This is a genomic window from Shinella daejeonensis (assembly GCF_024281235.1).
GTDB lineage: Bacteria > Pseudomonadota > Alphaproteobacteria > Rhizobiales > Rhizobiaceae > Shinella > Shinella daejeonensis.
The window spans coordinates 84438-108608 of the sequence record NZ_JAHWXY010000001.1; the positions used below are offsets into that span (position 1 = coordinate 84438).

20 protein-coding genes and 1 tRNA gene are annotated in these 24171 nt (G+C 63.0%); 14 read left to right on the forward strand and 7 right to left on the reverse strand.

Features of this window, described 5'->3' with window-relative positions; all coding sequences use genetic code 11:
• Positions 1 to 92 precede the first annotated feature (92 nt).
• Positions 93 to 1721, forward strand: coding sequence for a CTP synthase (gene pyrG / locus KYK29_RS00410; RefSeq protein WP_254688882.1), 1629 nt, complete (start codon positions 93 to 95; stop codon positions 1719 to 1721).
• A 138-nt stretch (positions 1722 to 1859) separates the two neighbouring features.
• On the opposite strand, the gene glnA is transcribed toward pyrG, so the two are convergent.
• Both glnA and KYK29_RS00420 read right to left on the reverse strand, forming a co-directional pair.
• Positions 1860 to 3269: a type I glutamate--ammonia ligase gene (gene glnA / locus KYK29_RS00415; protein ID WP_254688883.1), complete on the reverse strand. Its 1410-nt coding sequence runs from the start codon at positions 3267 to 3269 to the stop codon at positions 1860 to 1862.
• A 59-nt stretch (positions 3270 to 3328) separates the two neighbouring features.
• A complete protein-coding gene (locus tag KYK29_RS00420; protein WP_254688884.1) occupies positions 3329 to 3667 on the reverse strand; it encodes a P-II family nitrogen regulator in 339 nt (112 codons plus the stop codon).
• Positions 3668 to 4040: 373 nt separating this feature from the next.
• Between KYK29_RS00420 and KYK29_RS00425 the strand changes: the two genes are divergently transcribed.
• Positions 4041 to 5525, forward strand: coding sequence for an NAD(P)H-hydrate dehydratase (locus KYK29_RS00425; RefSeq protein WP_254690033.1), 1485 nt, complete (start codon positions 4041 to 4043; stop codon positions 5523 to 5525).
• 9 nt (positions 5526 to 5534) lie between these two features.
• Here the strand turns inward: KYK29_RS00425 and KYK29_RS00430 are convergent, their stop codons facing one another.
• Both KYK29_RS00430 and uvrA read right to left on the reverse strand, forming a co-directional pair.
• Positions 5535 to 6338 (reverse strand): DUF72 domain-containing protein, encoded by an 804-nt coding sequence (locus tag KYK29_RS00430; RefSeq protein ID WP_254688885.1) that lies wholly within the window; start codon positions 6336 to 6338, stop codon positions 5535 to 5537.
• A 23-nt stretch (positions 6339 to 6361) separates the two neighbouring features.
• Positions 6362 to 9280 (reverse strand): excinuclease ABC subunit UvrA, encoded by a 2919-nt coding sequence (gene uvrA / locus KYK29_RS00435; protein WP_254688886.1) that lies wholly within the window; start codon positions 9278 to 9280, stop codon positions 6362 to 6364.
• A gap of 268 nt (positions 9281 to 9548) precedes the next feature.
• Between uvrA and KYK29_RS00440 the strand changes: the two genes are divergently transcribed.
• Positions 9549 to 10049: a single-stranded DNA-binding protein gene (locus KYK29_RS00440; protein ID WP_254688887.1), complete on the forward strand. Its 501-nt coding sequence runs from the start codon at positions 9549 to 9551 to the stop codon at positions 10047 to 10049.
• Between the two features lie 220 nt (positions 10050 to 10269).
• Here KYK29_RS00440 and KYK29_RS00445 read toward each other — a convergent pair whose 3' ends face one another.
• Positions 10270 to 10932 carry a class I SAM-dependent methyltransferase gene (locus tag KYK29_RS00445; RefSeq protein WP_254688888.1) on the reverse strand — a complete coding sequence of 221 codons (663 nt, stop codon included), beginning with the start codon at positions 10930 to 10932 and terminating at the stop codon, positions 10270 to 10272.
• A 276-nt stretch (positions 10933 to 11208) separates the two neighbouring features.
• Between KYK29_RS00445 and KYK29_RS00450 the strand changes: the two genes are divergently transcribed.
• From KYK29_RS00450 to KYK29_RS00460, 3 genes are read left to right on the forward strand one after another with little or no spacing between them, the layout of a single operon-like run.
• Positions 11209 to 12045, forward strand: coding sequence for a sulfotransferase (locus tag KYK29_RS00450; protein ID WP_254688889.1), 837 nt, complete (start codon positions 11209 to 11211; stop codon positions 12043 to 12045).
• A 28-nt stretch (positions 12046 to 12073) separates the two neighbouring features.
• On the forward strand, positions 12074 to 13165 hold the full coding sequence (locus tag KYK29_RS00455) for a GSCFA domain-containing protein (RefSeq protein WP_254688890.1): 1092 nt from the start codon (positions 12074 to 12076) through the stop codon (positions 13163 to 13165).
• A complete protein-coding gene (locus KYK29_RS00460; protein ID WP_254688891.1) occupies positions 13146 to 13916 on the forward strand; it encodes a hypothetical protein in 771 nt (256 codons plus the stop codon). The genes KYK29_RS00455 and KYK29_RS00460 overlap by 20 nt, the downstream gene beginning before the upstream one ends.
• A 108-nt stretch (positions 13917 to 14024) precedes the next feature.
• On the opposite strand, the gene KYK29_RS00465 is transcribed toward KYK29_RS00460, so the two are convergent.
• Positions 14025 to 14100 (reverse strand) — tRNA-Lys (locus KYK29_RS00465).
• Between the two features lie 224 nt (positions 14101 to 14324).
• Here KYK29_RS00465 and KYK29_RS00470 point away from each other — a divergent pair.
• A complete protein-coding gene (locus KYK29_RS00470) occupies positions 14325 to 15071 on the forward strand; it encodes a cytochrome c biogenesis CcdA family protein (protein WP_254688892.1) in 747 nt (248 codons plus the stop codon).
• Between the two features lie 112 nt (positions 15072 to 15183).
• Here the strand turns inward: KYK29_RS00470 and KYK29_RS00475 are convergent, their stop codons facing one another.
• Positions 15184 to 16386 carry a UbiH/UbiF family hydroxylase gene (locus KYK29_RS00475; protein ID WP_254688893.1) on the reverse strand — a complete coding sequence of 401 codons (1203 nt, stop codon included), beginning with the start codon at positions 16384 to 16386 and terminating at the stop codon, positions 15184 to 15186.
• A 250-nt stretch (positions 16387 to 16636) separates the two neighbouring features.
• On the opposite strand from KYK29_RS00475, the gene pcsA reads away from it, so the two are divergent.
• From pcsA to KYK29_RS00510, 7 genes are all read left to right on the forward strand, one after another.
• Complete coding sequence (pcsA, locus tag KYK29_RS00480; RefSeq protein ID WP_254688894.1) at positions 16637 to 17371, forward strand: phosphatidylcholine synthase; 735 nt, start codon at positions 16637 to 16639, stop codon at positions 17369 to 17371.
• 126 nt (positions 17372 to 17497) lie between these two features.
• Complete coding sequence (locus KYK29_RS00485) at positions 17498 to 18469, forward strand: quinone oxidoreductase family protein (RefSeq protein WP_254688895.1); 972 nt, start codon at positions 17498 to 17500, stop codon at positions 18467 to 18469.
• Positions 18470 to 18519: 50 nt separating this feature from the next.
• Positions 18520 to 20094: an ABC transporter ATP-binding protein gene (locus KYK29_RS00490; RefSeq protein ID WP_254688896.1), complete on the forward strand. Its 1575-nt coding sequence runs from the start codon at positions 18520 to 18522 to the stop codon at positions 20092 to 20094.
• On the forward strand, positions 20084 to 21178 hold the full coding sequence (locus KYK29_RS00495) for an ABC transporter permease (RefSeq protein WP_254688897.1): 1095 nt from the start codon (positions 20084 to 20086) through the stop codon (positions 21176 to 21178). The genes KYK29_RS00490 and KYK29_RS00495 overlap by 11 nt, the downstream gene beginning before the upstream one ends.
• Positions 21178 to 22098, forward strand: coding sequence for an ABC transporter permease (locus KYK29_RS00500; RefSeq protein ID WP_254688898.1), 921 nt, complete (start codon positions 21178 to 21180; stop codon positions 22096 to 22098). Before KYK29_RS00495 ends, KYK29_RS00500 begins: the two co-directional genes overlap by 1 nt.
• A gap of 44 nt (positions 22099 to 22142) precedes the next feature.
• Positions 22143 to 23213 carry a BMP family ABC transporter substrate-binding protein gene (locus KYK29_RS00505; protein ID WP_254688899.1) on the forward strand — a complete coding sequence of 357 codons (1071 nt, stop codon included), beginning with the start codon at positions 22143 to 22145 and terminating at the stop codon, positions 23211 to 23213.
• Positions 23214 to 23371: 158 nt separating this feature from the next.
• Positions 23372 to 24109 carry a FadR/GntR family transcriptional regulator gene (locus KYK29_RS00510; RefSeq protein ID WP_254690034.1) on the forward strand — a complete coding sequence of 246 codons (738 nt, stop codon included), beginning with the start codon at positions 23372 to 23374 and terminating at the stop codon, positions 24107 to 24109.
• Positions 24110 to 24171: the final 62 nt, after the last annotated feature.

Consider the following 24171-nt stretch of genomic DNA (forward strand, 5'->3'; position numbering starts at 1 on the left):
TTGTGTAAAACGCAGATTGCCCCTTCCCGAAAGTCCCGCCGGGTGATTTTTCGGTAGCGGAATCGTTTTTGAAAAGGTATCCGGTGAATCCCATGGCGCGATATGTATTCATCACTGGCGGCGTGGTTTCCTCTCTCGGAAAGGGCATCGCGGCCGCCGCTCTCGGAGCCCTCCTTCAGGCCCGGGGTTACCGGGTCCGTCTCAGGAAGCTGGACCCCTACCTCAACGTCGATCCGGGCACGATGAGCCCGACGCAGCACGGCGAGGTCTTCGTCACCGACGACGGCGCGGAGACCGATCTGGACCTCGGCCACTACGAGCGCTTCACCGGCCGTTCCGCCACGAAGACCGACAACATCACCACCGGCCGCATCTACAAGAACATCATCGACAAGGAACGTCGCGGCGATTATCTCGGCGCGACCGTGCAGGTGATCCCGCACGTCACCAATGAGATCAAGAATTTCGTCATTGACGGCAACGACGATTACGACTTCGTGCTCTGCGAGATCGGCGGCACGGTAGGCGATATCGAGGCCATGCCGTTCATGGAGGCCATCCGCCAGCTCGGCAACGATCTGCCGCGCAATACGGCCGTCTACGTCCATCTGACGCTGATGCCCTATATAAAGGCCGCCGGAGAACTGAAGACCAAGCCGACGCAGCATTCCGTCAAGGAGTTGCAGGCGCTCGGCATCCATCCCGACATTCTTCTGGTGCGCGCCGACCGGGAAATCCCCGAGTCGGAGCGTCGCAAGCTGTCGCTGTTCTGCAATGTCCGCCCGTCCGCGGTGATCCAGGCGCTGGACGTTTCCTCCATCTACGACGTGCCGCTCGCCTACCACAAGGAGGGCCTGGACGACGAAGTGCTGGCCGCCTTCGGCATCGAGCCGGCGCCCAAGCCGCGCCTCCAGCCGTGGCAGGACGTGGCCGAGCGCATCCGCACGCCGGAAGGCGAGGTGACGATCGCCATCGTCGGCAAGTACACCGACCTCAAGGACGCGTACAAGTCGCTGATCGAGGCGTTGCATCATGGCGGCATCGCAAACCGCATCAAGGTCAATCTCGAATGGATCGAGGCGGAAGTCTTCGAAAAGGAAGACGCCGCGCCCTATCTCGAGAAGGTGCACGGCATTCTCGTGCCCGGCGGCTTCGGCGAGCGCGGCGCGCAGGGCAAGATCAACGCCGCCCGTTTCGCCCGCGAGCGCAAGGTTCCCTATTTCGGAATCTGCTTCGGCATGCAGATGGCGGTCGTCGAGGCGGCGCGCAATCTTGCCGGTATCGAGGCTGCCTCCTCCACCGAGTTCGGCCGCACGGCCGAGCCCGTCGTCGGCCTGATGACCGAATGGCTCAAGGGCAACGAACTGGAAAAGCGCTCCGCCAGCGGCGATCTCGGCGGCACGATGCGCCTCGGCACCTATCGCGCCACGCTCAAGACCGGCACGAAGATCGCCGAAATCTACGGCTCGACCGATATTTCCGAACGCCACCGCCATCGCTACGAGGTGAATGTCGCCTACAAGGACCGGCTGGAGACATGCGGCCTCGTATTTTCCGGAATGTCACCCGACGGCCTGCTGCCGGAAACCATCGAATATCCGGACCACCCGTGGTTCATCGGCGTGCAGTACCATCCGGAACTGAAGAGCCGGCCGCTCGATCCGCACCCGCTTTTCGCAAGCTTCGTCGCCGCCGCGCTGGAGCAGAGCCGCCTCGTCTGACCAGCGGCATCTACTGTTTGAATACAAGAAAACCGGCCGCAAGGCCGGTTTTTCTGTTGCGGGTTCATGACCTCGATCGCGGTGTCCGGCTGCAACCGGAAAACCTCCCGCCCGGAAGCGGGAGGCCGCCGTGTCCGCTCAGGCGGAATAGTACATGTCGAATTCGACCGGATGCGGCGTCATCTCGTAGCGGATGACCTCGGCCATCTTCAGCTCGATGAAGGCGTCGATCTGGTCGTCGTCGAAGACGCCGCCGGCCGTCAGGAACTTGCGGTCCTTGTCGAGGCTTTCCAGCGCCTCGCGCAGGCTGCCGCAAACCGTCGGGATCTTCTTCAGTTCCTTCGGCGGCAGATCGTAAAGATCCTTGTCCATGGCCTTGCCCGGATGGATCTTGTTCTTGATGCCGTCGATGCCGGCCATCAGCATGGCGGCGAAGGCCAGATAGGGATTGGCCAGCGGATCGGGAAAGCGGACCTCGACGCGCTTGGACTTGGGCCCGGTGCTGAGCGGGATGCGGCAGGAGGCCGAGCGGTTGCGGGCGGAATAGGCGAGAAGCACCGGCGCTTCGTAACCCGGGACGAGACGCTTGTAGGAGTTCGTCGTCGGATTGGTGAAGGCGTTGATCGCCTTGGCGTGCTTGATGATGCCGCCGATATAATAGAGGCAGCTTTCCGACAGGCCGGCGTATTCGTCGCCGGCGAAGGTCGGCTTGCCGTCCTTCCAGATCGACTGGTGCACATGCATGCCCGAGCCGTTGTCGCCGAAAACCGGCTTCGGCATGAATGTTGCGGTCTTGCCGTAGGCGTTGGCGACCTGATGCACGACATATTTGTAGATCTGGATCTTGTCGGCGTTGCGGAGCAGCGTGTCGAACTTGACGCCGAGTTCGTGCTGGGCGGCGGCGACCTCATGGTGCTGCTTTTCGACGGTGACGCCCATTTCGGCAAGAACCGTCAGCATTTCCGAGCGCATGTCCTGGCAGCTGTCGATCGGCGGAACCGGCATGTAGCCGCCCTTGAGGCGCGGCCGATGACCGAGATTGCCGGTTTCATAGGCCGTATCGTCGTTGGAGGGCAGTTCCGACGAATCGAGCTTGAAACCGGTGTTGTAGGGGCTCGCCTTGTATTTGACGTCGTCGAAGACGAAGAATTCCGGCTCGGGACCGACGAAGACGGTGTCGCCGATGCCGGAGGCCTTCAGGTAGGCTTCCGCCTTCCTGGCCGTGCCGCGCGGATCGCGATTATAGGCTTCACCGGAAACCGGGTCGAGGATGTCGCACATCACGACCATCGTGGACTGCGCGAAGAACGGGTCCATATGGACCGTGGCCGGATCGGGCATCAGCACCATGTCGGATTCGTTGATCGCCTTCCAGCCGCCGATCGAGGACCCGTCGAACATGATGCCGTCGGCGAACATGTCCTCGTCGACGCAGGAAACGTCCATCGTGATGTGGTGCATCTTCCCCCTGGGATCGGTGAAGCGCACGTCGAGGAACTTGACGTCGTTTTCCTTGATTTGCTTGAGAATGTCGTTGGCAGTCGTCATAAGTATGTTTCCTGTGAGGGGACGAAATGGAAGGCCACGGCCGGAAGGGCCGGGCAGTGCTAGATGGCGTCGGTACCGGTTTCGCCGGTGCGGATGCGGATGACTTCCTCGACATGAGAGACGAAGATCTTGCCGTCGCCGATGCGGCCGGTTTGCGCCGCATTGCGGATCGCCTCGATCACGGCGTCCGCATTCTCATCCGCCAGGACGACCTCGACCTTCACCTTGGGCAGAAAGTCGACCACGTATTCGGCGCCGCGATAAAGCTCCGTGTGCCCCTTCTGGCGTCCAAAACCCTTCGCCTCGGTGACGGTGATGCCCTGAACGCCGACCTCCTGCAAGGCCTCCTTCACCTCATCCAGCTTGAAGGGCTTGATGATCGCTTCGATCTTTTTCATGTGAAAATGTCTCTCCGCTTTGACTTGCCGCGGGGCCATCCCGCGGACCATTTCCAATACACGTTCACAAGCATGTCGCGTGCCAACTTTTGCAGATTCCATGCCAGACGGGAGAAATCGGTGTTTCTTTCGTTCCTCCGCCTGCCTGGCGGCGGTGATGATGCGGCTTTCGCGGCGAAAGGGCTAGGGGAGGGATCGGGAAAATTATCCCCATCCGGGAGACTGTCGATTTCCTGAGCCGCCCGCGAAGGCTTCCGGTATGGCGTGAGATGCCGGCCGAGGCGTGAAAACGGGCATATGCCTAAAAAATGTGCGGTTGCCGGGGTGATTTCAGGCCTGTTCGCATGGCGGGTTTCTTGGCATGGTGACGATGATGCACAAGGAACTCGAAACACTCATCATCCCGCCGGACGTCATGAACGACATAGACCGTGCGGCCGCCGGAGAAGGGCTGGACAGTCTCGGTCTCATGGAGCGCGCCGGCCGGGCCGTCGGTGCGGCGGCGCTGCGGCGCTATCCCGGGGCGTTGCGCTTCGTCGTGCTCTGCGGTCCGGGCAACAACGGCGGCGACGGTTATGTGGCCGCGCGCCATCTCCGCGAGGCAGGAGCGCCGCCGGCGGTCCATGCGCTTGGTGATCCGGCCATGCTTACAGGAGACGCGGCCGCGATGGCCACGGCCTTCGGCGGGCCGATCCTGCCGCTTTCGGACTTTGCGCCGCGCCCCGGCGATGTCGTCATCGACGCCCTTTTCGGCGCGGGCCTCTCGCGCGATGTTCCCGCCGACGTCATCGCTATCATCGGGCGCGTACGCGATCTGGCGCTGCCCGTTCTGGCCGTCGACCTGCCTTCGGGTGTTGACGGGCGGACGGGAGGCATATGCGGCGCGGCCTTCCAGGCCGAGGCGACCGTCACTTTCGTCTGTCGCAAGCCCGGACACCTGCTGCTGCCGGGCCGCATGCTGAGCGGGACGGTGGAACTGTTCGACATCGGCATCCCGGCGCGGACCGTCCTGCGCCATTCCAGTCACCTGCGCGTCAATTCTCCGTCGATCTGGCGCAGTGCCCTGACGCCCGCCGGCGCGGGCAGCCATAAATATACGCGTGGACATCTCGCCGTCTTCTCGGGACCTTTCACCGCGACGGGTGCGGCCCGCCTTGCCGCCGCCGCCGGCCTGCGCGCCGGGGCGGGGCTGGTCACCGTGCTCGCCGCAGGGCCGGCGCTTGCCGCGAACGCCGCGCATCTGACGGCCGTCATGCTGCGGCGGATCGATGACGGCGAGGGGCTTTCCGCACTTCTGGAGGACCGCCGGGTGACAATTTTCGTCCTCGGCCCGGGCTTCGGCGATGGCGAAAGGGCACGGGACTATGCCGCCCGGATCGCCGCGGCCGGCCGGCGTCTCGTTCTCGACGCCGACGGTATCAGCGCGTTCCGCGATGCGCCGGATCGGCTTTTCTCGCTATTCTCCGGGCAGGTCCGTCTGGTGCTGACACCCCACGATGGTGAATTCGAACGCCTCTTTCCCGATCTTGCCGCCAATCGCACTTTTTCCAGGATCGATCGGGCCTTGCAGGCAGCCGCCCGCAGCAACGCCGTCGTCATCCTGAAAGGGGCCGATACGGTGATCGCCGTGCCGGACGGGCGGGCGCTGGTCAATGTAAACGCGCCGCCTTTCCTGGCGACGGCCGGCTCCGGTGATGTGCTTTCGGGCATCGTCGGTGCGCATCTGGCGCAGGGGCTTGCTCCCTTCGAGGCCGCCGCGAGCGCGGTCTGGCGTCACGGCGAGGCGGGCCGGATCGCCGGCGACGGGCTGACGGCGGAGGATTTGCCGGATGCCGTTCCGCCCTGGCCGCGCGATTGAACGCCGCCGTCAGGCGACCTTGCGCTGCAACGCGCGCGCGCCGTTCGGGGCATTAACCTTGCCGGAGGTGATGAAGAAGGCGAAGACGTCGCGCGGTTGCCTGGCGGGTCTCGTGCCCGGATCGATCCGCGGCAGGTCGGCAGGTTCGCCGCCCTTCGCCCAGTCCTCCAGCCGCCCGGCCCAGGCGTCGAGCGCTGCGGGCGCATAGCAGGTCTCGATCTCGTCGGAGCCCTGTTGCAGGCGCGCATAGACGAAATCGGCGGTCACATCGGCGATCTCGGGATAGGCGGGATGATGGGCATAGACGATGGCCGCGCCGCACTTGCGGGCGAGCGCGGCGAACTCCGGAACCTTGAAGGAATCATGCCGCACCTCCAGTGCATGCCGTAGCGGCAGGCCGTCCCGGCTTTTTGGCAGGAGCTTGAGAAAGCCCTCGAAATCTTCCGGGTCGAAAGCCTTCGTGGGGGCGAACTGCCAGAGGATCGGCCCCAGGCGGTCGCCCAGTTCGGTCAATCCTTGCCCAAGGAATTTTTCAATTGATTCAGACGATTGTGAGAGTATCTTGCGATTTGTCGTGAAGCGGCTTGCCTTGAGGGAGAAGACAAAGCCGTCCGGTACGTCGGCTGCCCATTTGGCAAAGGTTTCCGGCTTCTGCGAACCGTAATAGGTGCCGTTGATCTCGATCGTCGCCAGTTCCTGCCCGGCGAACTGGAGCTGTCGCGTCTTCGGAAGCTTGTCGGGGTAGAAGGTGCCTTCCCACGGCGCGAAGGTCCAGCCGCCGATTCCGGTGCGGATGGTGCCGGATGTGCTCATGTCGTCTCCTCCTGCGCTTCGCTTCACTCCGCCGCGACGGTCCGCATCGGCCGGCGTTCCAGAAGATCCCTCAGGAACCGGCCGGTATAGGAGCGCTCGATCTTCACCACGTCTTCCGGCGTGCCCTGCGCGATGACCTCGCCGCCGCCGTCGCCGCCCTCGGGGCCGAAGTCGATGACCCAGTCGGCTGTCTTGATGACTTCCAGATTATGTTCGATCACGGCGATGGAATTGCCCTGATCGACCAGTTCGTGCAGCACCTCCAGCAGTTTCGCCACGTCGTGGAAATGAAGTCCGGTGGTGGGCTCGTCGAGGATATAGAGCGTGCGGCCGGTGGAGCGCTTGGACAGTTCCTTGGCGAGCTTGACGCGCTGCGCTTCGCCGCCCGACAGGGTATTCGCCTGCTGGCCGACCTTGATATAGCCGAGCCCGACGCGATTGAGCGTGACGAGCTTGTCGCGCACCGCCGGCACGGCGGCGAAGAACTCGACGCCTTCCTCGACCGTCATGTCCAGCACATCGGCGATCGACTTGCCCTTGAAGGTCACGTCGAGCGTCTCGCGATTATAGCGTTTGCCGTGGCAGACGTCGCAGGTGACATAGACGTCCGGCAGGAAGTGCATCTCGATCTTGATGACGCCGTCGCCCTGGCAAGCCTCGCAGCGTCCGCCCTTGACGTTGAAGGAAAAACGGCCTGGCTGATAGCCGCGCGCCTTTGCCTCCGGAAGGCCGGCGAACCAGTCGCGGATCGGCGTGAAGGCGCCGGTATAGGTCGCCGGATTGGAACGCGGCGTGCGGCCGATCGGCAACTGGTCGATATCGATCACCTTGTCGATATATTCGAAGCCGTCGATGCGCTCGTGCTCGGCGGGGATTTCGCGCGCACCCATGATGCGGCGGGCCGCGGATTTGTAGAGCGTCTCGATCAGGAACGTCGACTTGCCACCGCCCGAAACCCCGGTGACGGCGGTGAAGACGCCAAGCGGGATGGCCGCGGTGACATTCTTCAGATTGTTAGCTTTCGCGCCGACGATCTTGATTTCCTTGCCTTTCTTCGGCTTCCGCCTTTCCGGGGGAACCGGGACGGAAAGCGCGCCGGCAAGATATTTTCCCGTCAGCGAGGCCGGATTGGCGATGATTTCTGCCGGCGTGCCCTCGGCCACGACCTGGCCGCCGTGGATGCCGGCGGCCGGCCCGATGTCGACGACATAGTCGGCCGTCAGGATGGCATCCTCGTCGTGCTCGACGACGATCACCGTATTGCCGATATCGCGCAGATGCCGCAGCGTGTCGAGCAGGCGGGCGTTATCGCGCTGGTGCAGGCCGATCGAGGGTTCGTCGAGGACGTAGAGAACCCCCGTCAGGCCCGAGCCGATTTGCGAGGCGAGCCGGATGCGCTGGCTCTCGCCCCCCGACAGCGTGCCGGAATTGCGCGACAGGCTCAGATATTCCAGCCCGACATCGTTCAGGAAGCGCAGACGTTCGCGGATCTCCTTGAGGATGCGGACGGCGATTTCGTTCTGCTTGGCGTTGAGCCGTTCCGGCAGGCCGTCGAACCAGTCGCGCGCGGTGCGGATCGACATGTTGGTGACTTCGCCGATATGCAGCGTGTCGACCTTCACCGCCAGCGCCTCGGGCTTCAGCCGATAGCCGTTGCACGCCGGGCAGGGGGCCGCCGACATGTAGCGCTCGATTTCCTCGCGCGCCCAGGCGGAATCGGTTTCCTTCCAGCGTCGTTCGAGATTGGGGACGATGCCCTCGAAGCTCTTCACCGTCTTGTAGGAGCGGGCGCCGTCCTTATAGTGGAACTCGACCTTCTCCTTCGTTCCGTTGAGGATGGCGTTCCGCGCCGCGTCCGACAGGTCCGACCAGCGGTCCGACAGCTTGAAGCCGTAAGCCGCGCCCAGCGCTTCCAGTGTCTGGTTGTAATAGGGCGAGGAGGATTTCGCCCAGGGCGCAATCGCCCCGCCGCGCAATGTCCGCTGGGCCTCCGGCACGATCAGGTCCGGGTCGATCTTCTGCTGGCTGCCGAGGCCGTCGCAGGTCGGGCAGGCGCCGAAGGGATTGTTGAAGGAGAAGAGCCGGGGCTCGATTTCCGAGATGGTGAAACCGGAAACCGGGCAGGCGAATTTTTCCGAGAACAGCACGCGTTCGTGGGTTTCATTCAACGACTTGTTGGCCGAACCACCCGCCGCCGTTTCTTCCACAGGCAGCGGTTTTTCCGCGAATTCGGCGATGGCGAGCCCTTCGGCGAGCGTAAGGCAGGTCTCGAGGCTGTCGGCCAGTCGCGCGGCGAGGTCCGGCCGCACGACGACGCGGTCCACCACGACATCGATATCGTGCTTGTATTTCTTGTCGAGCGGCGGGACGTCGGCGATCTCGTAGAACTGACCATCGACCTTGACGCGCTGGAACCCCTTTTTCATCAGTTCCGCGAGTTCCTTGCGATACTCGCCCTTCCGGCCGCGCACGATCGGCGCGAGGATATAGAGCCGCGTTCCCTCGTCGAACTCCAGCACCCGGTCGACCATCTGGCTGACGGTCTGGCTTTCGATCGGCAGGCCGGTCGCCGGCGAATAGGGAATTCCCACCCGCGCGAACAGTAGCCGCATGTAGTCGTAAATCTCCGTCACCGTGCCGACGGTGGACCGCGGGTTCTTCGAGGTCGTCTTCTGCTCGATGGAGATGGCCGGCGACAGGCCGTCGATCTGGTCGACGTCCGGCTTCTGCATCATCTCCAGGAACTGGCGTGCGTAAGCCGAAAGGCTTTCGACATAGCGCCGCTGTCCTTCGGCATAGATCGTGTCGAAGGCGAGCGACGATTTGCCGGAGCCCGATAGCCCGGTCATGACGATCAGGCTGTTGCGGGGCAAGTCGAGATCGATGCCCTTGAGATTGTGTTCGCGTGCGCCGCGGATGGAAATTGTCTTGAGTTCGCTCATGATGTCCAGCGTCAGAAATCCCTGCGCACCCTATGTAGGAACTGGCCCGGGCCTGTCCATGCGCAACCTGCTAATCCGTGGCCCTTTCCGATTCGATTGACAAGATAGTAGGAAAATATTAGAACAAATAAAGAACGAATTGCGCAATTGATCTGTGGATTACGTTGCAAGCGGGGCGGCGCGGCAAAGGCGCAGCCGATAAGATGCCGTATTCGTAGGATGAGATGGTGCCGGCTTCAGGTTCGGCCGACAACGGAAAGCGACAGGTATGGCTGGTAGCGTCAACAAGGTGATCTTGATCGGAAACGTCGGGGCGGATCCGGAAATCCGTCGGACGCAGGACGGCCGGCCGATCGCCAATCTCCGTCTCGCGACGTCGGAATCCTGGCGCGACCGCAATAGCGGCGAGCGCCGCGAACGTACCGAATGGCATACGATCGTCATCTTCAACGAAGGCCTGTGCAAGGTCGTCGAGCAATATGTGAAGAAGGGGGCGAAGCTCTATATCGAGGGGCAGCTCCAGACGCGCAAATGGCAGGACCAGAACGGCAACGACCGCTACAGCACCGAAATCGTTCTGCAAGGCTTCAACTCGACGCTGACCATGCTTGACGGGCGCGGCGAGGGCGGCGGCGAGCGTCGCGGCGGTGGCGATTTCGGAGGCGCTCCGAACTATGACGACTACGGTTCTCGTCCGGCGTCCGGCGGCGCGCGCCCTGCGGGCGGATCGTCGATTTCGCGCGACATGGATGACGACATTCCGTTCTGACGGGAATGGCGGCCGCCGCTATCGGGACCGCCTGATCTTTCGGGATCGTTCAGGGACGACACCGCAAGCGGCACGGTCCGTTTCGGGTCGCAAAAGGCGTTGCCGGCAATGAAGGTCGCGTCGGATGGCGCGGCGAAACCCTCCGTAAGGGTGGGGAACAGGGTCGATAGTCGATCGGCCCCGATCCGGTTCGGCGTGTCGGCTTGGCGCGATCGCCGTCCTATTCCGGAAGTTTGCGCGGGGCGATCTGCGGCAGCAGGTCGCGTGGATAGTTTTCGCCCCCGATGAAGTCGAAGCCTTTGGTCTTTTCAATCGCGAACTGGTTGAACGGCAGTGCGAGGATGGGATTCTGCACCGCCTCGGCGAAGTAGATCGCGTATGGGGCCACCAGCGTCGGTTCGAATTTCCGGGAGTGCTGCCAGATGGAGGCGGAGAAATCGTCTCCCCCGACGATGCCGCCCTCCATCACCTTCGGATAGATCTGGATCAGGTCGATGGCGATGCCCCGCAGGGTGTGGTCCCCGTCGATATAGGCCAGCCCGAGAGAGGCGTCGGCAATTTCGGGCGCCGCCTCCAGGGTCGTGCCGCGCAGGACGATCCGGCGGTCCGCCGCGAATTCGGTCTTTTCCATCGCCTGCCGATAGGCGTCCTCGAACACATCCCGCTCGGTATTATAGGGCTTGTTCCATTGCTCCAGCGGACGCCACGGGTCGATCATGTAATAGCGCTCCAGGCCGGGACACGCGCTGAGGATCGCCTTTGCGAAATCACCCCGCCAGACACCGACCTCGACCATCGCCTTGATCTTCAGCCTGTTGATCGTTTCTATCCAGAGGGCGGCTCTGTTTGCGGGCCGGAACGTACGCAGGGTATCGATATGCATGAGGGAGATCCACAGTAGCTGCTATCTGGCCTTGTATCCCATCGGCATCGAAAGGGTGCAACCGAAAAAGCCGTTGCTTTTCGAACGATCTTGCCTTCGTTGCGATGATCGGTTTGGATGCGCGGCGATCACGGTTATGTCGTCCACCGCCGGATGTCGCTCCGGAACAGGAAAGGCGGCGACACCGTTTTTTCCGCTGCGGCGACCGATCCGGATCTTTTTATCGACTGGCGCGTCTAGCAGGGATTTTTACGCATGAGCAGGACGAACTGACGTATGGATGTGAATCTCCCTTCCTTTCTCTGTATCGGCGCGCAGAAGGCCGGAACGACCTGGCTGCATCGGAATCTCGAAAAAAACCCATGCCTGTGGATGGCCGATTTCAAGGAATGTCAGTTCTTCAATTCCGTGCATGAGCCGAGACATCGCGCCTGGAGCGGCGGGCACGTCAGGAAAATATGCGTCCGCCATATAAGGCGCGAAATCGCGAGCGGGAAGGCGAACTTCCGGTCGATCGAGCGCTATGCGAAACTCGGCCAGGCGGGTTTCATGTTCACCGACGAATGGTATCGGCTGATCTTCACGCATCCGGCGGCGCAGGGGAAGATCACGGGCGACATCACGCCGGAATATAGCGCCATGCCGAAATCGGGAATCGAGCATGCGCTTCGAATGCTGGGACCGGTGCCGGTCATCTACCTGATAAGGGATCCCGTGGCTCGTGGTCTTTCCCATGTGAAAATGCGGGTGAGTCGCAAGAAGCTGGCGATCCCGCAGGTCGACTGGATCGCCGAGGTCAACGACTGGAACACGCTCAATCGCGGCGATTACAAGTCCGCTATTCCGCTGTGGGAATCGGTCTGGCCGCGCGAGAAGATCCTCTATATCCCGTTCGGAAGGATCAGAAGCGAGCCGGAACGGGTGATGGCGGACGTGGAGAACTTCCTCGGGATCGACACGGTCGCCTATAGCGGGCTTGAAGATGAGGTCTTCAAGGGGCCGGAGATCGAGATCCCGCCGGAAGCCGTCGACGCGATGCATCGCGTCATGGCGGGGCAGGCGGAGTTTCTGGGTGAACGCTTTGGCGAGGAATTCCTGAAGCAGATAAAATAGCCATGATTCCCATGGAAAGATTCGATTGATGGCGGAAGGTCGTGCGATGCACCCTTATCAGGATCTCGACGAGAAGCATTTCTGGGCCACCGCCGTCGCGCAAAGGACGATGGACGGGATCGATCGCCTCTGGGAGCCGAAATTCCGCATCCGGCGGAAGACGAAAGTCGCGACTTACGGCTCCTGTTTCGCCCAGCATATCGGCCGCGCATTGCACGGGCGGGGATTTCACTGGCTTATAACCGAGCCCGGCCCTTCCGGCCTGTCGAAAGAGGCGGCGAAGCAATTCAATTACGGTGTTTTCTCGGCCCGGACAGGAAATATCTACACGGCCTCTCTCTTGCAGCAGTGGGTCGACTGGGCTTTGGGCGAAAAAACGGTTCCCGAGGAGATATGGCAGGCGGGCGATCGCTTCTTCGACCCGTTTCGGCCGCGAATCGAGCCGGACGGCTTCCAGTCCCGCGAAGAACTCGTCCGTTCGCGGGAAGGGGCGATCCGCGCCTTCCGGTCCTCGATCGTCGACGCCGATGTTTTCGTCTTCACCCTGGGACTGACGGAAAGCTGGTTCAACAGGGCGGACGGCTACGAGTATCCCATGTGTCCGGGGACCGTGGCCGGGACGTTCGATGCCGGGAGGCATGTCTTCCTCAATCAGCAATATCAATTCGTCCGATCCCGATTGGTCGACGCCATCCGGAAGATGCGCGCGGCGAACCCCCGGCTGAAGATCCTCCTCACCGTCTCTCCCGTCCCGTTGACCGCGACCGCATCGGGAAACCATGTGCTTGTCGCCACGACGCAATCGAAGTCGGTGCTGCGGGCGGTGGCGGGTTCGTTGCAGGACCAACTCCGCTTTGTCGATTATTTTCCGTCGTACGAGATCATCACCGCTCCGCCTTTTCAGGGCAAATTCTACGAGAAGAACCAGAGAAGCGTCACGCCGGAAGGCGTGAACCACGTCATGGCGACCTTCTTCAAATGCCTCTCGGAGACCTTCGATAAGGACGGACCGGCTCCCGCAGAGGGCAAATCGAAGGAAGCTTCAAGCAACGATACGAAGGTTTCCGAAGAGGACATCGTCTGCGAGGAAGAGTTGCTGGATGCCTTTTCGCCGCGTTGAGGGTAGGGCCAAATTGAGTAGCGGAAAAATACGGGTCTGCGTCATCGGCAATAGCCATGTGGCTTGCGTGAAACGGGCGTGGGATGACATTCGGCACGAGCAACCCGGAGTGGAATTGACGTTCTTCGCCGCCCGGGGCCGTGCCTTGCAGTTCCTCGAGGTGGCGGGTCGCGTTCTCGCGGCCGGCGATGAGAGGCTCAGGGAAAACCTGGTCTTCACCAGTGGCGGGCGTGCTGAGATCGATCCGGAAGAGTATGATTTTTTTCTGTTGTTCGGCCTTGGATTTCAGCTTCCCGGGATAGCCTCCTTCACGTCATCGGCCGCCGCAAGCCAGGCCAGCGCCGGCTCTTTCGATCGCAGCCTGAACTGCAAGATCGCCGGGCTCCTCCGGCAGGTGACCGACAAGGACATTTTCATCGGCCATAACCCGCAGTGGGCGAAAAATGCGGAGAAGGCCTATCATGAAGGGGTGTATGACATCGCCTTCGGGCTGGTCCGATCCGCGGTTCGGGAACGGGGCTTCACGCTGGTGCGGCAGCCGGCGCAAACGATCGTCGACGGCTGGTTCACGGAGCCGGCGCTTTCCGCAGGATCGTTGCGTCTCGATGTGTCCGGCAAGGTGGCCGGGGAGGCGCACCGTCAGAAAGACGTGTCCCACATGAACGTCACGTTCGGAAAAATCTGGCTGACGGAATTCCTGCGCCTGCACGCAACGCGGCCGACGGCGATCACGGCGGACGTGCTTCCCTGATAAGACGCCGGCGATGGCTCGACCCGGAAAGGCAGCACGCAGGAGCGAATCCTGGGGCCGTGAAAAAAAGCGGACGAATCTAAAAGTCAATAAAATAAATGGTTTAAGTGGTGAGCGCGCAGGGATTCGAACCCTGGACCTACTGATTAAAAGTCAGTTGCTCTACCGGCTGAGCTACGCGCTCCCTGATGGGGCGAGCGCCCTCTGGAAGTGGGCGGAACATATGCAGGAGGCCATGCGGGGTCAACCCGGAAAATGCGGCTTCAAAAGGCTTTTGCTGCATTTCGCCGCGTTCTCCAAAAGGTGACTGGCCGCCGGCGGCGAGGCCGGCTATCAGGAGGCCGATCCTTGCGGGGCGCAGCGGCGGTTTGTGCCGGCGGCCTGCCGAACGGTCACGGAGTCGTACTGGTGTCCATTGCCGATATTTCCCTGCTGAGCGCGCTGCTGGCCGGTGCGCTTTCCTTCCTGTCGCCCTGCGTGCTGCCGCTGGTTCCGCCCTATCTGTGCTATATGGCGGGCGTATCGGTGGAGCAGTTCCGGGGCGACGCACCGGCATCCGGCCGCGGCACGAGAGGCGCGGTCCTGCTCGCCGCCGTCTGTTTCACCCTCGGATTCGCCACCGTCTTCGTGGCGCTCGGCGCAGGCGCGTCGACGATCGGCATGACGCTGCGGCGACATATCGATATTCTGGCGCAGGTGGGCGGGGTGGTCATCATCCTGATGGGTCTGCATTTCCTCGGCGTCCTGCGCATCGGTCTCTTCGCCCGTGAAGCGCGATTCCAGGGGGGCGGCAAGCCGGCGACCGCCTCCGGCGCCTATGTCATGGGGCTGGCCTTCGCCTTCGGCTGGACCCCGTGCATCGGTCCCGTGCTCGGCGCGATCCTCGCCGTCGCGGCCGCCCGCGAGACGGTGAGCGACGGGGCGTCGCTGCTGGCCGTCTATTCGCTCGGCCTCGCCATCCCGTTCTGGATTGCCGCAGGTTTTTCAGGCGCATTCATGCGCTTCCTGATCCGGTTTCGCAGGCATCTCGGAACGGTCGAGAAAGTCATGGGCGGCCTGCTCGTGCTGACGGGGCTCGCCTTCATCTTCGGCTATATCAGCGTCGTGGCCATCTGGTTCCAGCAGACGTTCCCGATCCTCTCGCAGATCGGGTGATCCGGAAGCATTTCCAGCAAAAGCGTGAAACGGTTTTGCGTCCGGAAATGCGGCTAGAAAAAAGAGATAGAGCGGTTCTACCGAACCTGTGAAAACCGGAACCGCTAGCCGTTCAGGCGCTTCTGCGATCCAGGCGCTGCCGGATCTCCTCCCGAAACGCCTTCAGCGCCCCGCCGGGTTCGATCCCCTCGCGCATGGCAAGGCCTCTCAGCGGCCCCAGCGCGCCGAGCAGGTGAAGTCCGGCGGCGCGCAGGAATTGCACCGGCAGGAAATCGGAAAGCAGCGACCGGTTGAGCAGATCGACGCTTGCCGTGCGCGAACGCACATCGGCGCGCCGCCGCCGGTCAAAGCGATCGCCGAGCGTTTCATAAGCGCCGCCGCCGCGCAGCAGATCTTCCAGTGCGATGATGTCGCGCAGGCTCAGATTGAGCCCCTGCGCGCCGATGGGCGGAAAGGCGTGGCCGGCTTCGCCGATGAGCGCGACACGACCACGGCCGAAACGCTCGGCTGTCATGCCGGAGAGCGGAAAACTCTGGACATCGCCTGCGAGCGCGACTTTTCCGAGCATGGACTGCATGCGATCCTCGATCGCGCGGGCGATTTCGTCTGCTGTCTTCCGCCGCATGACGTCCGCCTGGGGGGGCGGCAGGACCCAGACAAGGCTGGACCGGTCGCCCGGCAGCGGCACCTGCGTGAAGGGGCCGCTTTCGGTATGGAATTCGCAGGATGCGTTTCCATGCGGCCGCTCGTGGGAAAAGTTCAACACCAGCGCCGTCTGGGGATAGGACCAGCTCTTCACGCCGATTCCGGCGGCTTCCCGGACCAACGACCTGCGCCCGTCGGCGCCGATGACGAAACGCGTCGTCAGTCTTTCGCCGTCGGCAGGGGTCAGTTCGATATGGTCAGGGTGAAATGTCAGCGCGGTGACGCCGGCCGTCACACGCTCGATTTCCGGCCGCGCCGCGATCCTTTCCTCCAGCAGCGCGATGAAGGGCGCATTGGGAATATTGTAGCCGAAGGCGTCGAGGCCGACCTCCCTTGCCCGGAACGTGACGGCCGGCGCGCGCAACAGCCGGCTGGTGCCGTCGAGGATGCGCATCGCCTCGAGGGGCGCGGCATGCGGTGCGACGGCCTCCCAGATGCCGAGGCGCTTCAGGAAGGCGATGGACTGGTCCATGAGCGCCGTGGTGCGTCCGTCGCCGGCGTGCGCCGGCGGCGCGACAAGCGCCACGCGACGTCCGGCTTCGGCCAGCGCCAGCGCTGCCAGGCTGCCGGCGAGGCCTGCGCCGACGACCGCAATATCGAATTCCTTCATGACCCGACCTCCGCAAGACGGATATGTTGCCCGCAGGCTTCTAGCGCCTCAGGTTAGGTCGGCAAAGGAGGAATTTCCATGGGGTGAAACGGCGCAGGCCTGTGAAACCCCGGCACAGAGAGAGGACATTGGCGATTTTCTCTGGCGACAAGGGGCAATCAATGCATATTACCGTCATAAAAAGGCCGGACAGGGCGCGGTCGGCGGTTCGTGGCCGGCAGACGCTTTGCAGGATGGACAGCGAAAGACGATGAAGTTCTTCAACTACCGGCGCGTTCCCTATGCGGAGATCCGCGCCTTTTCCGTACATATCCTGACAGCCTCCGGCTCCTTTCTCGCCTTTCTGGGCGTGGTCGCCGCAGCGGAGCATCGTTTCGTGGATATGTTCTGGTGGCTTGCCCTGGCGCTGCTGGTGGACGGCATCGACGGACCGATCGCCCGCAAGGTCCGGGTCAAGGACGTGTTGCCCAACTGGTCGGGCGATACGCTCGACAATGTGATCGACTATGTGACCTATGTTCTGCTGCCGGCTTTCGCCCTCTACCAGAGCGGCATGATCGGCGAGCCCTGGTCCTTCGTCGCCGCCGGAGCGATCGTGGTGTCGAGCGCCATCTATTACGCCGATATGGGCATGAAGACGGGGGAGAACTTCTTCTCCGGATTCCCGGTCGTCTGGAACATGCTGATCTTTACGCTTTTCGTGATCGAGCCGAGCGAGGCGCAGGCGTCGGTCATTGTGTTCGTGTCGGTTCTGCTCACCTTCATGCCCGTCAATTTCCTCCACCCGGTGCGCGTCGAGCGGTTGCGTCCGCTCAACCTGGCGGTTTTCTGCCTCTGGGCGCTTTTTGGTGGTTATGCATTGCTTCTCCATTTCGATACGCCGGCCTGGGTGGTCTGGGGCGTCGTCGGCAGCGGGGTCTATCTTTACGTGATCGGCGCCGTGTTGCAGGCGTTTCCCAATCTCGGCCGGCGCCAGCGGGCATGAGCATCCGGAGTATTTCCAGCAGAAGTGTGAAACGGTTTTGCGTCCGGAAATGCGGCTGAAACAGAGATGGAGCGGTTCTGCCTACTTTGAAAGAACCGGAACCGCTCTAACGTTCAGGAGAATGACATGACCAGAGCGATCGTTGTGCGCAGCCTTGGCGGCCCGCAGGTGCTGAAGCTGGAGGACGTGCCGCTTGAAGCTCCCGGACCGGGGGAGGTGCAGATCCGTCAGGCGGCGATCGGGCTGAATTTCATCGACGTTTATTACCGCACCGGGCTCTACACGACGGAACTGCCCTTCGTGCCCGGCAAGGAGGGCGCGGGCGTCGTGACGGCGCTCGGCGAGGGGGTGGAGAGCTTTTCCGTGGGCGATCGGGTGGCTTACGCCTCGGCCGACGGCGCCTATGCGCAGGAACGCAATGTCGCCGCGCGACATCTGGTCAAGGTGCCGGAAGACATAACGCTCGAAACTGCTGCCGCGATGATGCTGAAAGGCATGACTGCGCAATATCTGCTGATGCAGACCTATCCCGTCGGCCCCGCGACGACGTTGCTGTTCCACGCCGCCGCCGGCGGCGTCGGCCTCATCGCCGGCCAATGGGCAAAGGCGCTGGGCGCAACCGTGATCGGCACGGCGGGGTCGCCGGAGAAGGCGAAGCTGGCGCTTGCGCATGGCTACGACCATGTCATCGACTATTCGCAGGAGGATTTCGTCGCCCGGGTGCGGGAAATCACCGGCGGCGCCGGCGTCGACGTCGTCTATGATTCTGTCGGCAAGGACACGTTTCCCAGATCTCTCGATTGCCTGAAGATGCGTGGTCTTTTCGTCAGTTTCGGCAATTCCTCGGGGCCGGTCGGCGGTTTCGACATGGGCCTTCTGGCGCAGAAGGGCTCGCTCTTCGCCACCCGCCCGACGCTCTTTCATTACATCGCCGGGCGTAAGGCGCTGGATGCATGTGCAAACTCGCTCTTTGATGTTGTGCGCACCAGCAAAGTGCGTATCAATATCAATCAGACTTATGCGCTTGCCGACGCCGGGCAGGCGCATGCCGATCTGGAAGCAAGAAGAACAAGCGGAACCACGCTGCTCCTTCCATAAGGGAAACCTGAACGGGCAGCCGGGAAAGAGCCGCGGAAGAGAGGGGAAGCGTGTCAGCCGTTGCAGCGTCCGGGGCCAGCCCTTTGCTGGCCGTCCGCAGCCTGACCAAATTGTTCGGCTCTTTCGCCGCCTGCAATGCCATCGATCTCGAGGTCAGGCCGGGTGAGATCCATGCCTTGCTGGGAGAGAACGGCGCCGGCAAGTCCACGCTCGTGAAGATGCTTTTCGGCGTCCTCGCGCCGACCAGCGGGCAGATCCTCTGGAAGAGCCGGCCTGTCGTCATCTCCAGCCCCGGCGTGGCGCGACGTATCGGCATCGGCATGGTCTTCCAGCATTTTTCGCTGTTCGAGGCGCTGACCGTGGCCGAGAATATCGCCCTGTCGCTGCCGCCCGGCATCTCGCTCGGCAAGGTCGCGGAGGAGGCATCGCGCCTGTCGGAACTTTATGGCCTGCCGCTCGATCCCAAGGCGCATGTAGCCGATCTTTCGGTCGGTGAGCGCCAGCGTATCGAGATCGTGCGCGCGCTGCTGCAAAATCCTGATCTGATCATCCTCGACGAGCCGACCTCGGTTCTGACCCCGCAGGAAGCCGACCGCCTTTTCGAAACGCTCGCCAAACTGAAGGCCGAGGGGCGCTCCGTTCTCTACATCAGCCACCGTCTCGAGGAGGTGCAGCGCATCTGCGACCGCGCCACCGTTCTGCGCCATGGCAAGGTGACCGGAGCCTGCGATCCGCGAGCCGAAACGCCGGCCTCGCTCGCCCGCATGATGGTCGGCAGCGACGTCGCCGCCGTCAACGCCGTGCAAGTCGCGGCGAAGGGCGACGTGCTGCTGGAAACGAGAAATCTCAGTGTCCCGGCCCGCAGTCCCTTTGCCGTTTCGCTGAAGAACGTCTGTCTTGAGGTTCATGCCGGAGAGATCCTCGCCATCGCCGGCGTCGCCGGAAATGGCCAGAGCGAATTGTTCGATGCGCTTTCCGGCGAATTTCCCGTGGCGGACGCCGGCACCGTCTCCATTCGCGGCAGGCCGGTGGGCGCGCTCGGAATTTCGGCGCGGCGGCTTCTCGGCGCGGGCTTCGTTCCGGAAGAGCGTCACGGCCATGCGGCGGTGCCGTCCCTGCCGTTGTCGGACAATCTGGTTCTGGCGCGCAATCAGTCGGATCGCCGGAGCTTTCTTGGCGGCGGCGTGCTCGGCATCATCCGCCATGCCGCCGTGCGCCTGGCGTCGCAAAGGATTTCCCAAACGATGGATGTGCGCAAGAGCGGCGAGGATCCGGCCGCTGGCTCGCTGTCCGGCGGCAACCTGCAAAAATATATCGTCGGGCGTGAGCTTGATCGCCAGCCCGCCGTTCTGGTCGTCAATCAGCCGACCTGGGGCGTGGACGCCGGTGCGGCGAGCCGCATCCGCCAGGCGCTGGTCGATCTGGCGCGATCCGGCTCCGCGGTGCTGGTGATCAGCCAGGATCTCGACGAAATCTTCGAGGTGGCGACCGAGGTCGCGGTGATCAGCGAGGGGCGCCTTTCCGAGATCCATCCGACGACGACCCTGACGCGCGAGAAGATCGGCCTGCTGATGGGCGGCATGCACGGCAGGAACGAGAGCGGGGAGGCGGCCCATGCGCATTGAGCTGGAGAAACGGGCGAAGCCTTCGATGCTGCTGTCCATTCTTTCGCCCTTCCTCGCTCTCGGTCTGACGGTTATCGCCGGCGGCATCATGTTCGCGCTTCTCGGGAAAAGCCCGGGCATGGCGCTCTACAGCTTTTTCGTCGAGCCGCTGCTCGATGTCTGGTCGCTGCACGAGATCGCGATCAAGGCGACGCCGCTCATTCTCATCGGCGCGGGCCTCACCGTCTGCTATCGATCCAACAACTGGAACATCGGCGCCGAGGGCCAGTTCATCGCCGGCGCCATCGCCGGCGCCATTGTTCCGGTGCTCTTCCACGACTGGCATTCGCCGCTCGTGCTGCCGCTGATGCTGGTGTTCGGCATGATCGGCGGCGCGCTCTATGCCGCCATTCCCGCCTTCCTCAAGGCGCATATGAACACCAATGAAATCCTGACCAGCCTGATGCTCGTCTATATCGCCCAGCTCTTTCTCGACTGGCTGGTGCGCGGCCCCTGGCGCAGTCCGGATGCCTATAATTTCCCCGTGACGCGCGACTTCATGCCCGAGGCGGTGCTGCCGGAGATTCTTGCGTCCGGCCGCACCAACCTCGGATTCGTCTTCGCCCTCGTCGCAGCGGCCGGCCTGTGGTTCATGATGCGCTACACGCTGAAGGGCTTCGAGATTTCCGTGCTCGGCCAGTCGGAGCGGGCAGGGCGCTTCGCGGGCTTCTCTTCCCGCCGCATGATCTGGTTCTCGATGCTCGTTTCCGGCGGGCTTGCGGGCCTTGCCGGCGTATCCGAGGTCAGCGGCGTCATCAACAAGCTGCAACCGATCATCTCCCCCGGCTACGGCTTCACCGCCATCATCGTCGCCTTTCTCGGCCGTCTCAATCCTCTCGGCGTCATCGCCGCCGGGCTGGTTCTGGCGCTGACCTACGTCGGCGGCGAAGCGGTGCAGCTCACGCTCAACATCTCCGACAAGATCACGCGTGTATTTCAGGGACTGCTGCTGTTCTTCGTCCTTTCCTGCGATACGCTCATTCAATACCGGATCAGGCTGGTCTTTTCCCGGATCGGCCGGTCCAGCGAAGGCGGAGCGCTCTGATGGGCATGATCGAAGCCATTCTGCTGACCGTCATCACCGCCGCCACGCCGCTGGTCATTGCATCGCTCGGTGAACTGGTGACGGAGCGCTCCGGCGTGCTGAACCTCGGCGTCGAGGGCATGATGGTGATGGGGGCGGCGATCGCCTTCGCCATGACACAGGTGACCGGCTCGCCCTATCTCGGCCTGCTGGCCGGGATCGGCGGCGGCGCGCTTTTCTCCCTGCTGTTCGGTTTCCTGACGCTGACCCTCGTCGCCAATCAGGTCGCCACGGGTCTTGCGCTCACCATCCTCGGACTTGGGATTTCCGGCCAGATCGGCGAGCCCTATGTCGGCGTTTCGGGGATCAAGCTGCCGCAGATCGTGGTTCCCGTCCTTTCCGACATTCCCTTTTTCGGACCGGTGCTCTTCCGGCAGGACCTCGTTTTCTATCTGTCGATCACCCTGGTGGCAGGCGTCTCATGGTTCCTGTTCAGAAGCCGGACGGGCCTCAAGATGCGGGCGATCGGCGACAATCACGCCTCCGCTCATGCGCTCGGGATCCATGTCATCCGCACCCGCTATCTCGCCGTCATGTTCGGCGGCGCCTGCGCGGGGCTGGCCGGGGCGCAGCTCTCGCTAGTCTATACGCCGCAATGGGTGGAAAACATGTCGGCCGGGCGTGGCTGGATCGCGCTGGCGCTGGTGGTCTTCGCCTCCTGGCGGCCGTGGCGCGTGCTGGCCGGCGGCTATCTTTTCGGCGCGGTCTCGATCAGCCAGCTGCATGCCCAGGCCTTCGGCGTGGGCATCCCCTCGCAGTTCCTGTCAGCGCTTCCCTATGCGGCGACGATTGTCGTCCTGATCCTGATATCCCACAATCGGCGGGTGACGCTGATCAATACGCCGGCCTCGCTGGGCAAGCCCTTCGTACCCGACCGTTGAGACCAACCGGAAAAAGACTTCACCGCGAACCTACAGAGGACCCCATGAAGAAACTCATTTTCGCCCTTGCAACCTCGGCCGCCGTCCTTGGCTTCACCGCCGCCACCAGTGCGCAGGACAAGACCAAGGTCTGCTTCATCTATGTCGGCCCCAAGACCGACGGCGGCTATTCCGAAGCCCACGACCACGGACGCCAGGCTCTCGAAAAGGCGCTTGGCGACAAGGTCGAGACCGCCTATCTCGAAAACGTTCCGGAAGGCCCAGACGCCGAACGCGCCGTCGAACGCATGGCGCGCTCCGGCTGCGCGCTGGTCTTCACCACCTCCTTCGGCTTCATGGACGCCACCATCAAGGTCGCGCAGAAGTTCCCCGACGTGAAGTTCGAGCATGCGACCGGTTTCAAAAGCTCGGAAAACGTCGGCACATACAATGCGCGCTTCTATGAAGGCCGCTATATCCAGGGCGTGATCGCCGCCAAGACGTCCAAAGCCGGCGTTGCCGGCTATATCGCCTCCTTCCCGATCCCCGAAGTGGTGATGGGCATCAACGCCTTCATGCTGGGCGCGCAATCCGTCAATCCCGACTTCAAGGTGAAAATCGTCTGGGCCAACACCTGGGCCGATCCGGGCAAGGAAGCCGATGCCGCCAAGGCGCTGGCCGACCAGGGCGTCGATATCCTGACCCAGCACACCGATTCGACCGCGCCGATGCAGGTTGCCGCCGAGCGCGGCATCAAGGCCTTCGGCCAGGCGTCCGACATGATCGCCGCCGGGCCGCAGACGCAGCTGACCTCCATCGTCGACACCTGGGGCAATTACTATATAAAGCGCACCGAGGCCGTCATCGACGGCACCTGGAAATCCGAACAGATCTGGGACGGTCTCAAGGACGGTATCCTGGAGATGGCGCCCTACACCAACATGCCCGACGACGCGAAGGCGCTTGCAGAAGAGACGGAAGCGAAAATCCGCTCCGGCGAGCTTCATCCCTTCACCGGCCCGGTCAAGAAGCAGGACGGTTCCGATTGGCTGGCCGATGGCGAAGTGTCCGATGACGGCACGCTGCTCGGCATGAACTTCTACGTGGCCGGCATCGACGACAAGCTTCCGGACTGAGCCCGGCTTTTCCATCTTCAGGGAAAGGGCGCTTTCTTCCGGGAAGCGCCCTTTCCTGTGTCGCGTGCGGTGCGCGGGCTTTGCGGAACCGGCCGTGCGTGTTCTATATCATTTGCAAAGCCTTCGGCAGCGTGGGCGGCCGGAGAGGGGAGGAAGCCTTGCGCAGGGGATTGCTGGAAACCGTCATCAGTGGCGTCAGCACGCGCACCAGCCATGCGCAGGTGGTCAATGAGATCGGTCGGGCGATCGTCGCGGGCGATTATCCCGTCGGCAGCATCCTGCCGGGCGATGCCGAACTGGCAGCCCGCTTCCGGGTTTCCCGCACGGTGCTGCGCGAGGCGATGAAGACGCTGGCGGCCAAGGGGCTGATCGTTCCGCGCGCGCGCATCGGAACCCGGGTGATGCCCGATACCCAGTGGAACCTCTTCGACAGCGATATCCTCACCTGGTATTTCGCCGTCGGCCTCAATGAGGCGTTCCTCGTTCATCTGAGCGAGGTGAGGCTGGCGTTCGAGCCGCATGCGGCGGCGCTGGCCGCCCGGCATGCTTCCCCCGAGGATATCAGCCAGATGATGCGCCTTGCCGTCGCCATGGGCGATCCCGCCCATACCGCGGAGACCATGGCGGTGGCCGACCTGAAATTCCATCTCTGCGTGCTGGAGGTTTCGGGCAACCCGTTCCTGCGCACCGTCGGCAGTCTCATCGAGGCGGCGCTGGTTGGCGCGTTCAAACTGAGTTCGCCCGCCGCCGACCGGGCCAAGATCGACGAAGCGGCCGCCAATCACATCCGTATCGTCGAGGCGATCGACCGCCACGATGAGGACGATGCGCGCCGGGCGATGGAGCATGTCATCAAGCTCGGGCGGGAACGGGTGGTGCAGGCGCTCAAGGCCTGACGGAAGCCGGCCCGTGTGGCGCCAGGCGAGGATGCCGGCCGGGGATGACTTTCATCATCCCC

What these genes read in the sequence shown, in the direction of transcription:
- pyrG (WP_254688882.1), top strand. Translation starts at nt 93, where the DNA reads ATGGCGCGATATGTATTCATCACTGGCGGCGTGGTTTCCTCTCTCGGA.
- glnA (WP_254688883.1), bottom strand. Translation starts at nt 3,269, where the DNA reads ATGACGACTGCCAACGACATTCTCAAGCAAATCAAGGAAAACGACGTC.
- KYK29_RS00420 (WP_254688884.1), bottom strand. Translation starts at nt 3,667, where the DNA reads ATGAAAAAGATCGAAGCGATCATCAAGCCCTTCAAGCTGGATGAGGTG.
- KYK29_RS00425 (WP_254690033.1), top strand. Translation starts at nt 4,041, where the DNA reads ATGCACAAGGAACTCGAAACACTCATCATCCCGCCGGACGTCATGAAC.
- KYK29_RS00430 (WP_254688885.1), bottom strand. Translation starts at nt 6,338, where the DNA reads ATGAGCACATCCGGCACCATCCGCACCGGAATCGGCGGCTGGACCTTC.
- uvrA (WP_254688886.1), bottom strand. Translation starts at nt 9,280, where the DNA reads ATGAGCGAACTCAAGACAATTTCCATCCGCGGCGCACGCGAACACAAT.
- KYK29_RS00440 (WP_254688887.1), top strand. Translation starts at nt 9,549, where the DNA reads ATGGCTGGTAGCGTCAACAAGGTGATCTTGATCGGAAACGTCGGGGCG.
- KYK29_RS00445 (WP_254688888.1), bottom strand. Translation starts at nt 10,932, where the DNA reads ATGCATATCGATACCCTGCGTACGTTCCGGCCCGCAAACAGAGCCGCC.
- KYK29_RS00450 (WP_254688889.1), top strand. Translation starts at nt 11,209, where the DNA reads ATGGATGTGAATCTCCCTTCCTTTCTCTGTATCGGCGCGCAGAAGGCC.
- KYK29_RS00455 (WP_254688890.1), top strand. Translation starts at nt 12,074, where the DNA reads ATGGCGGAAGGTCGTGCGATGCACCCTTATCAGGATCTCGACGAGAAG.
- KYK29_RS00460 (WP_254688891.1), top strand. Translation starts at nt 13,146, where the DNA reads ATGCCTTTTCGCCGCGTTGAGGGTAGGGCCAAATTGAGTAGCGGAAAA.
- KYK29_RS00475 (WP_254688893.1), bottom strand. Translation starts at nt 16,386, where the DNA reads ATGAAGGAATTCGATATTGCGGTCGTCGGCGCAGGCCTCGCCGGCAGC.
- pcsA (WP_254688894.1), top strand. Translation starts at nt 16,637, where the DNA reads ATGAAGTTCTTCAACTACCGGCGCGTTCCCTATGCGGAGATCCGCGCC.
- KYK29_RS00485 (WP_254688895.1), top strand. Translation starts at nt 17,498, where the DNA reads ATGACCAGAGCGATCGTTGTGCGCAGCCTTGGCGGCCCGCAGGTGCTG.
- KYK29_RS00495 (WP_254688897.1), top strand. Translation starts at nt 20,084, where the DNA reads ATGCGCATTGAGCTGGAGAAACGGGCGAAGCCTTCGATGCTGCTGTCC.
- KYK29_RS00500 (WP_254688898.1), top strand. Translation starts at nt 21,178, where the DNA reads ATGGGCATGATCGAAGCCATTCTGCTGACCGTCATCACCGCCGCCACG.
- KYK29_RS00505 (WP_254688899.1), top strand. Translation starts at nt 22,143, where the DNA reads ATGAAGAAACTCATTTTCGCCCTTGCAACCTCGGCCGCCGTCCTTGGC.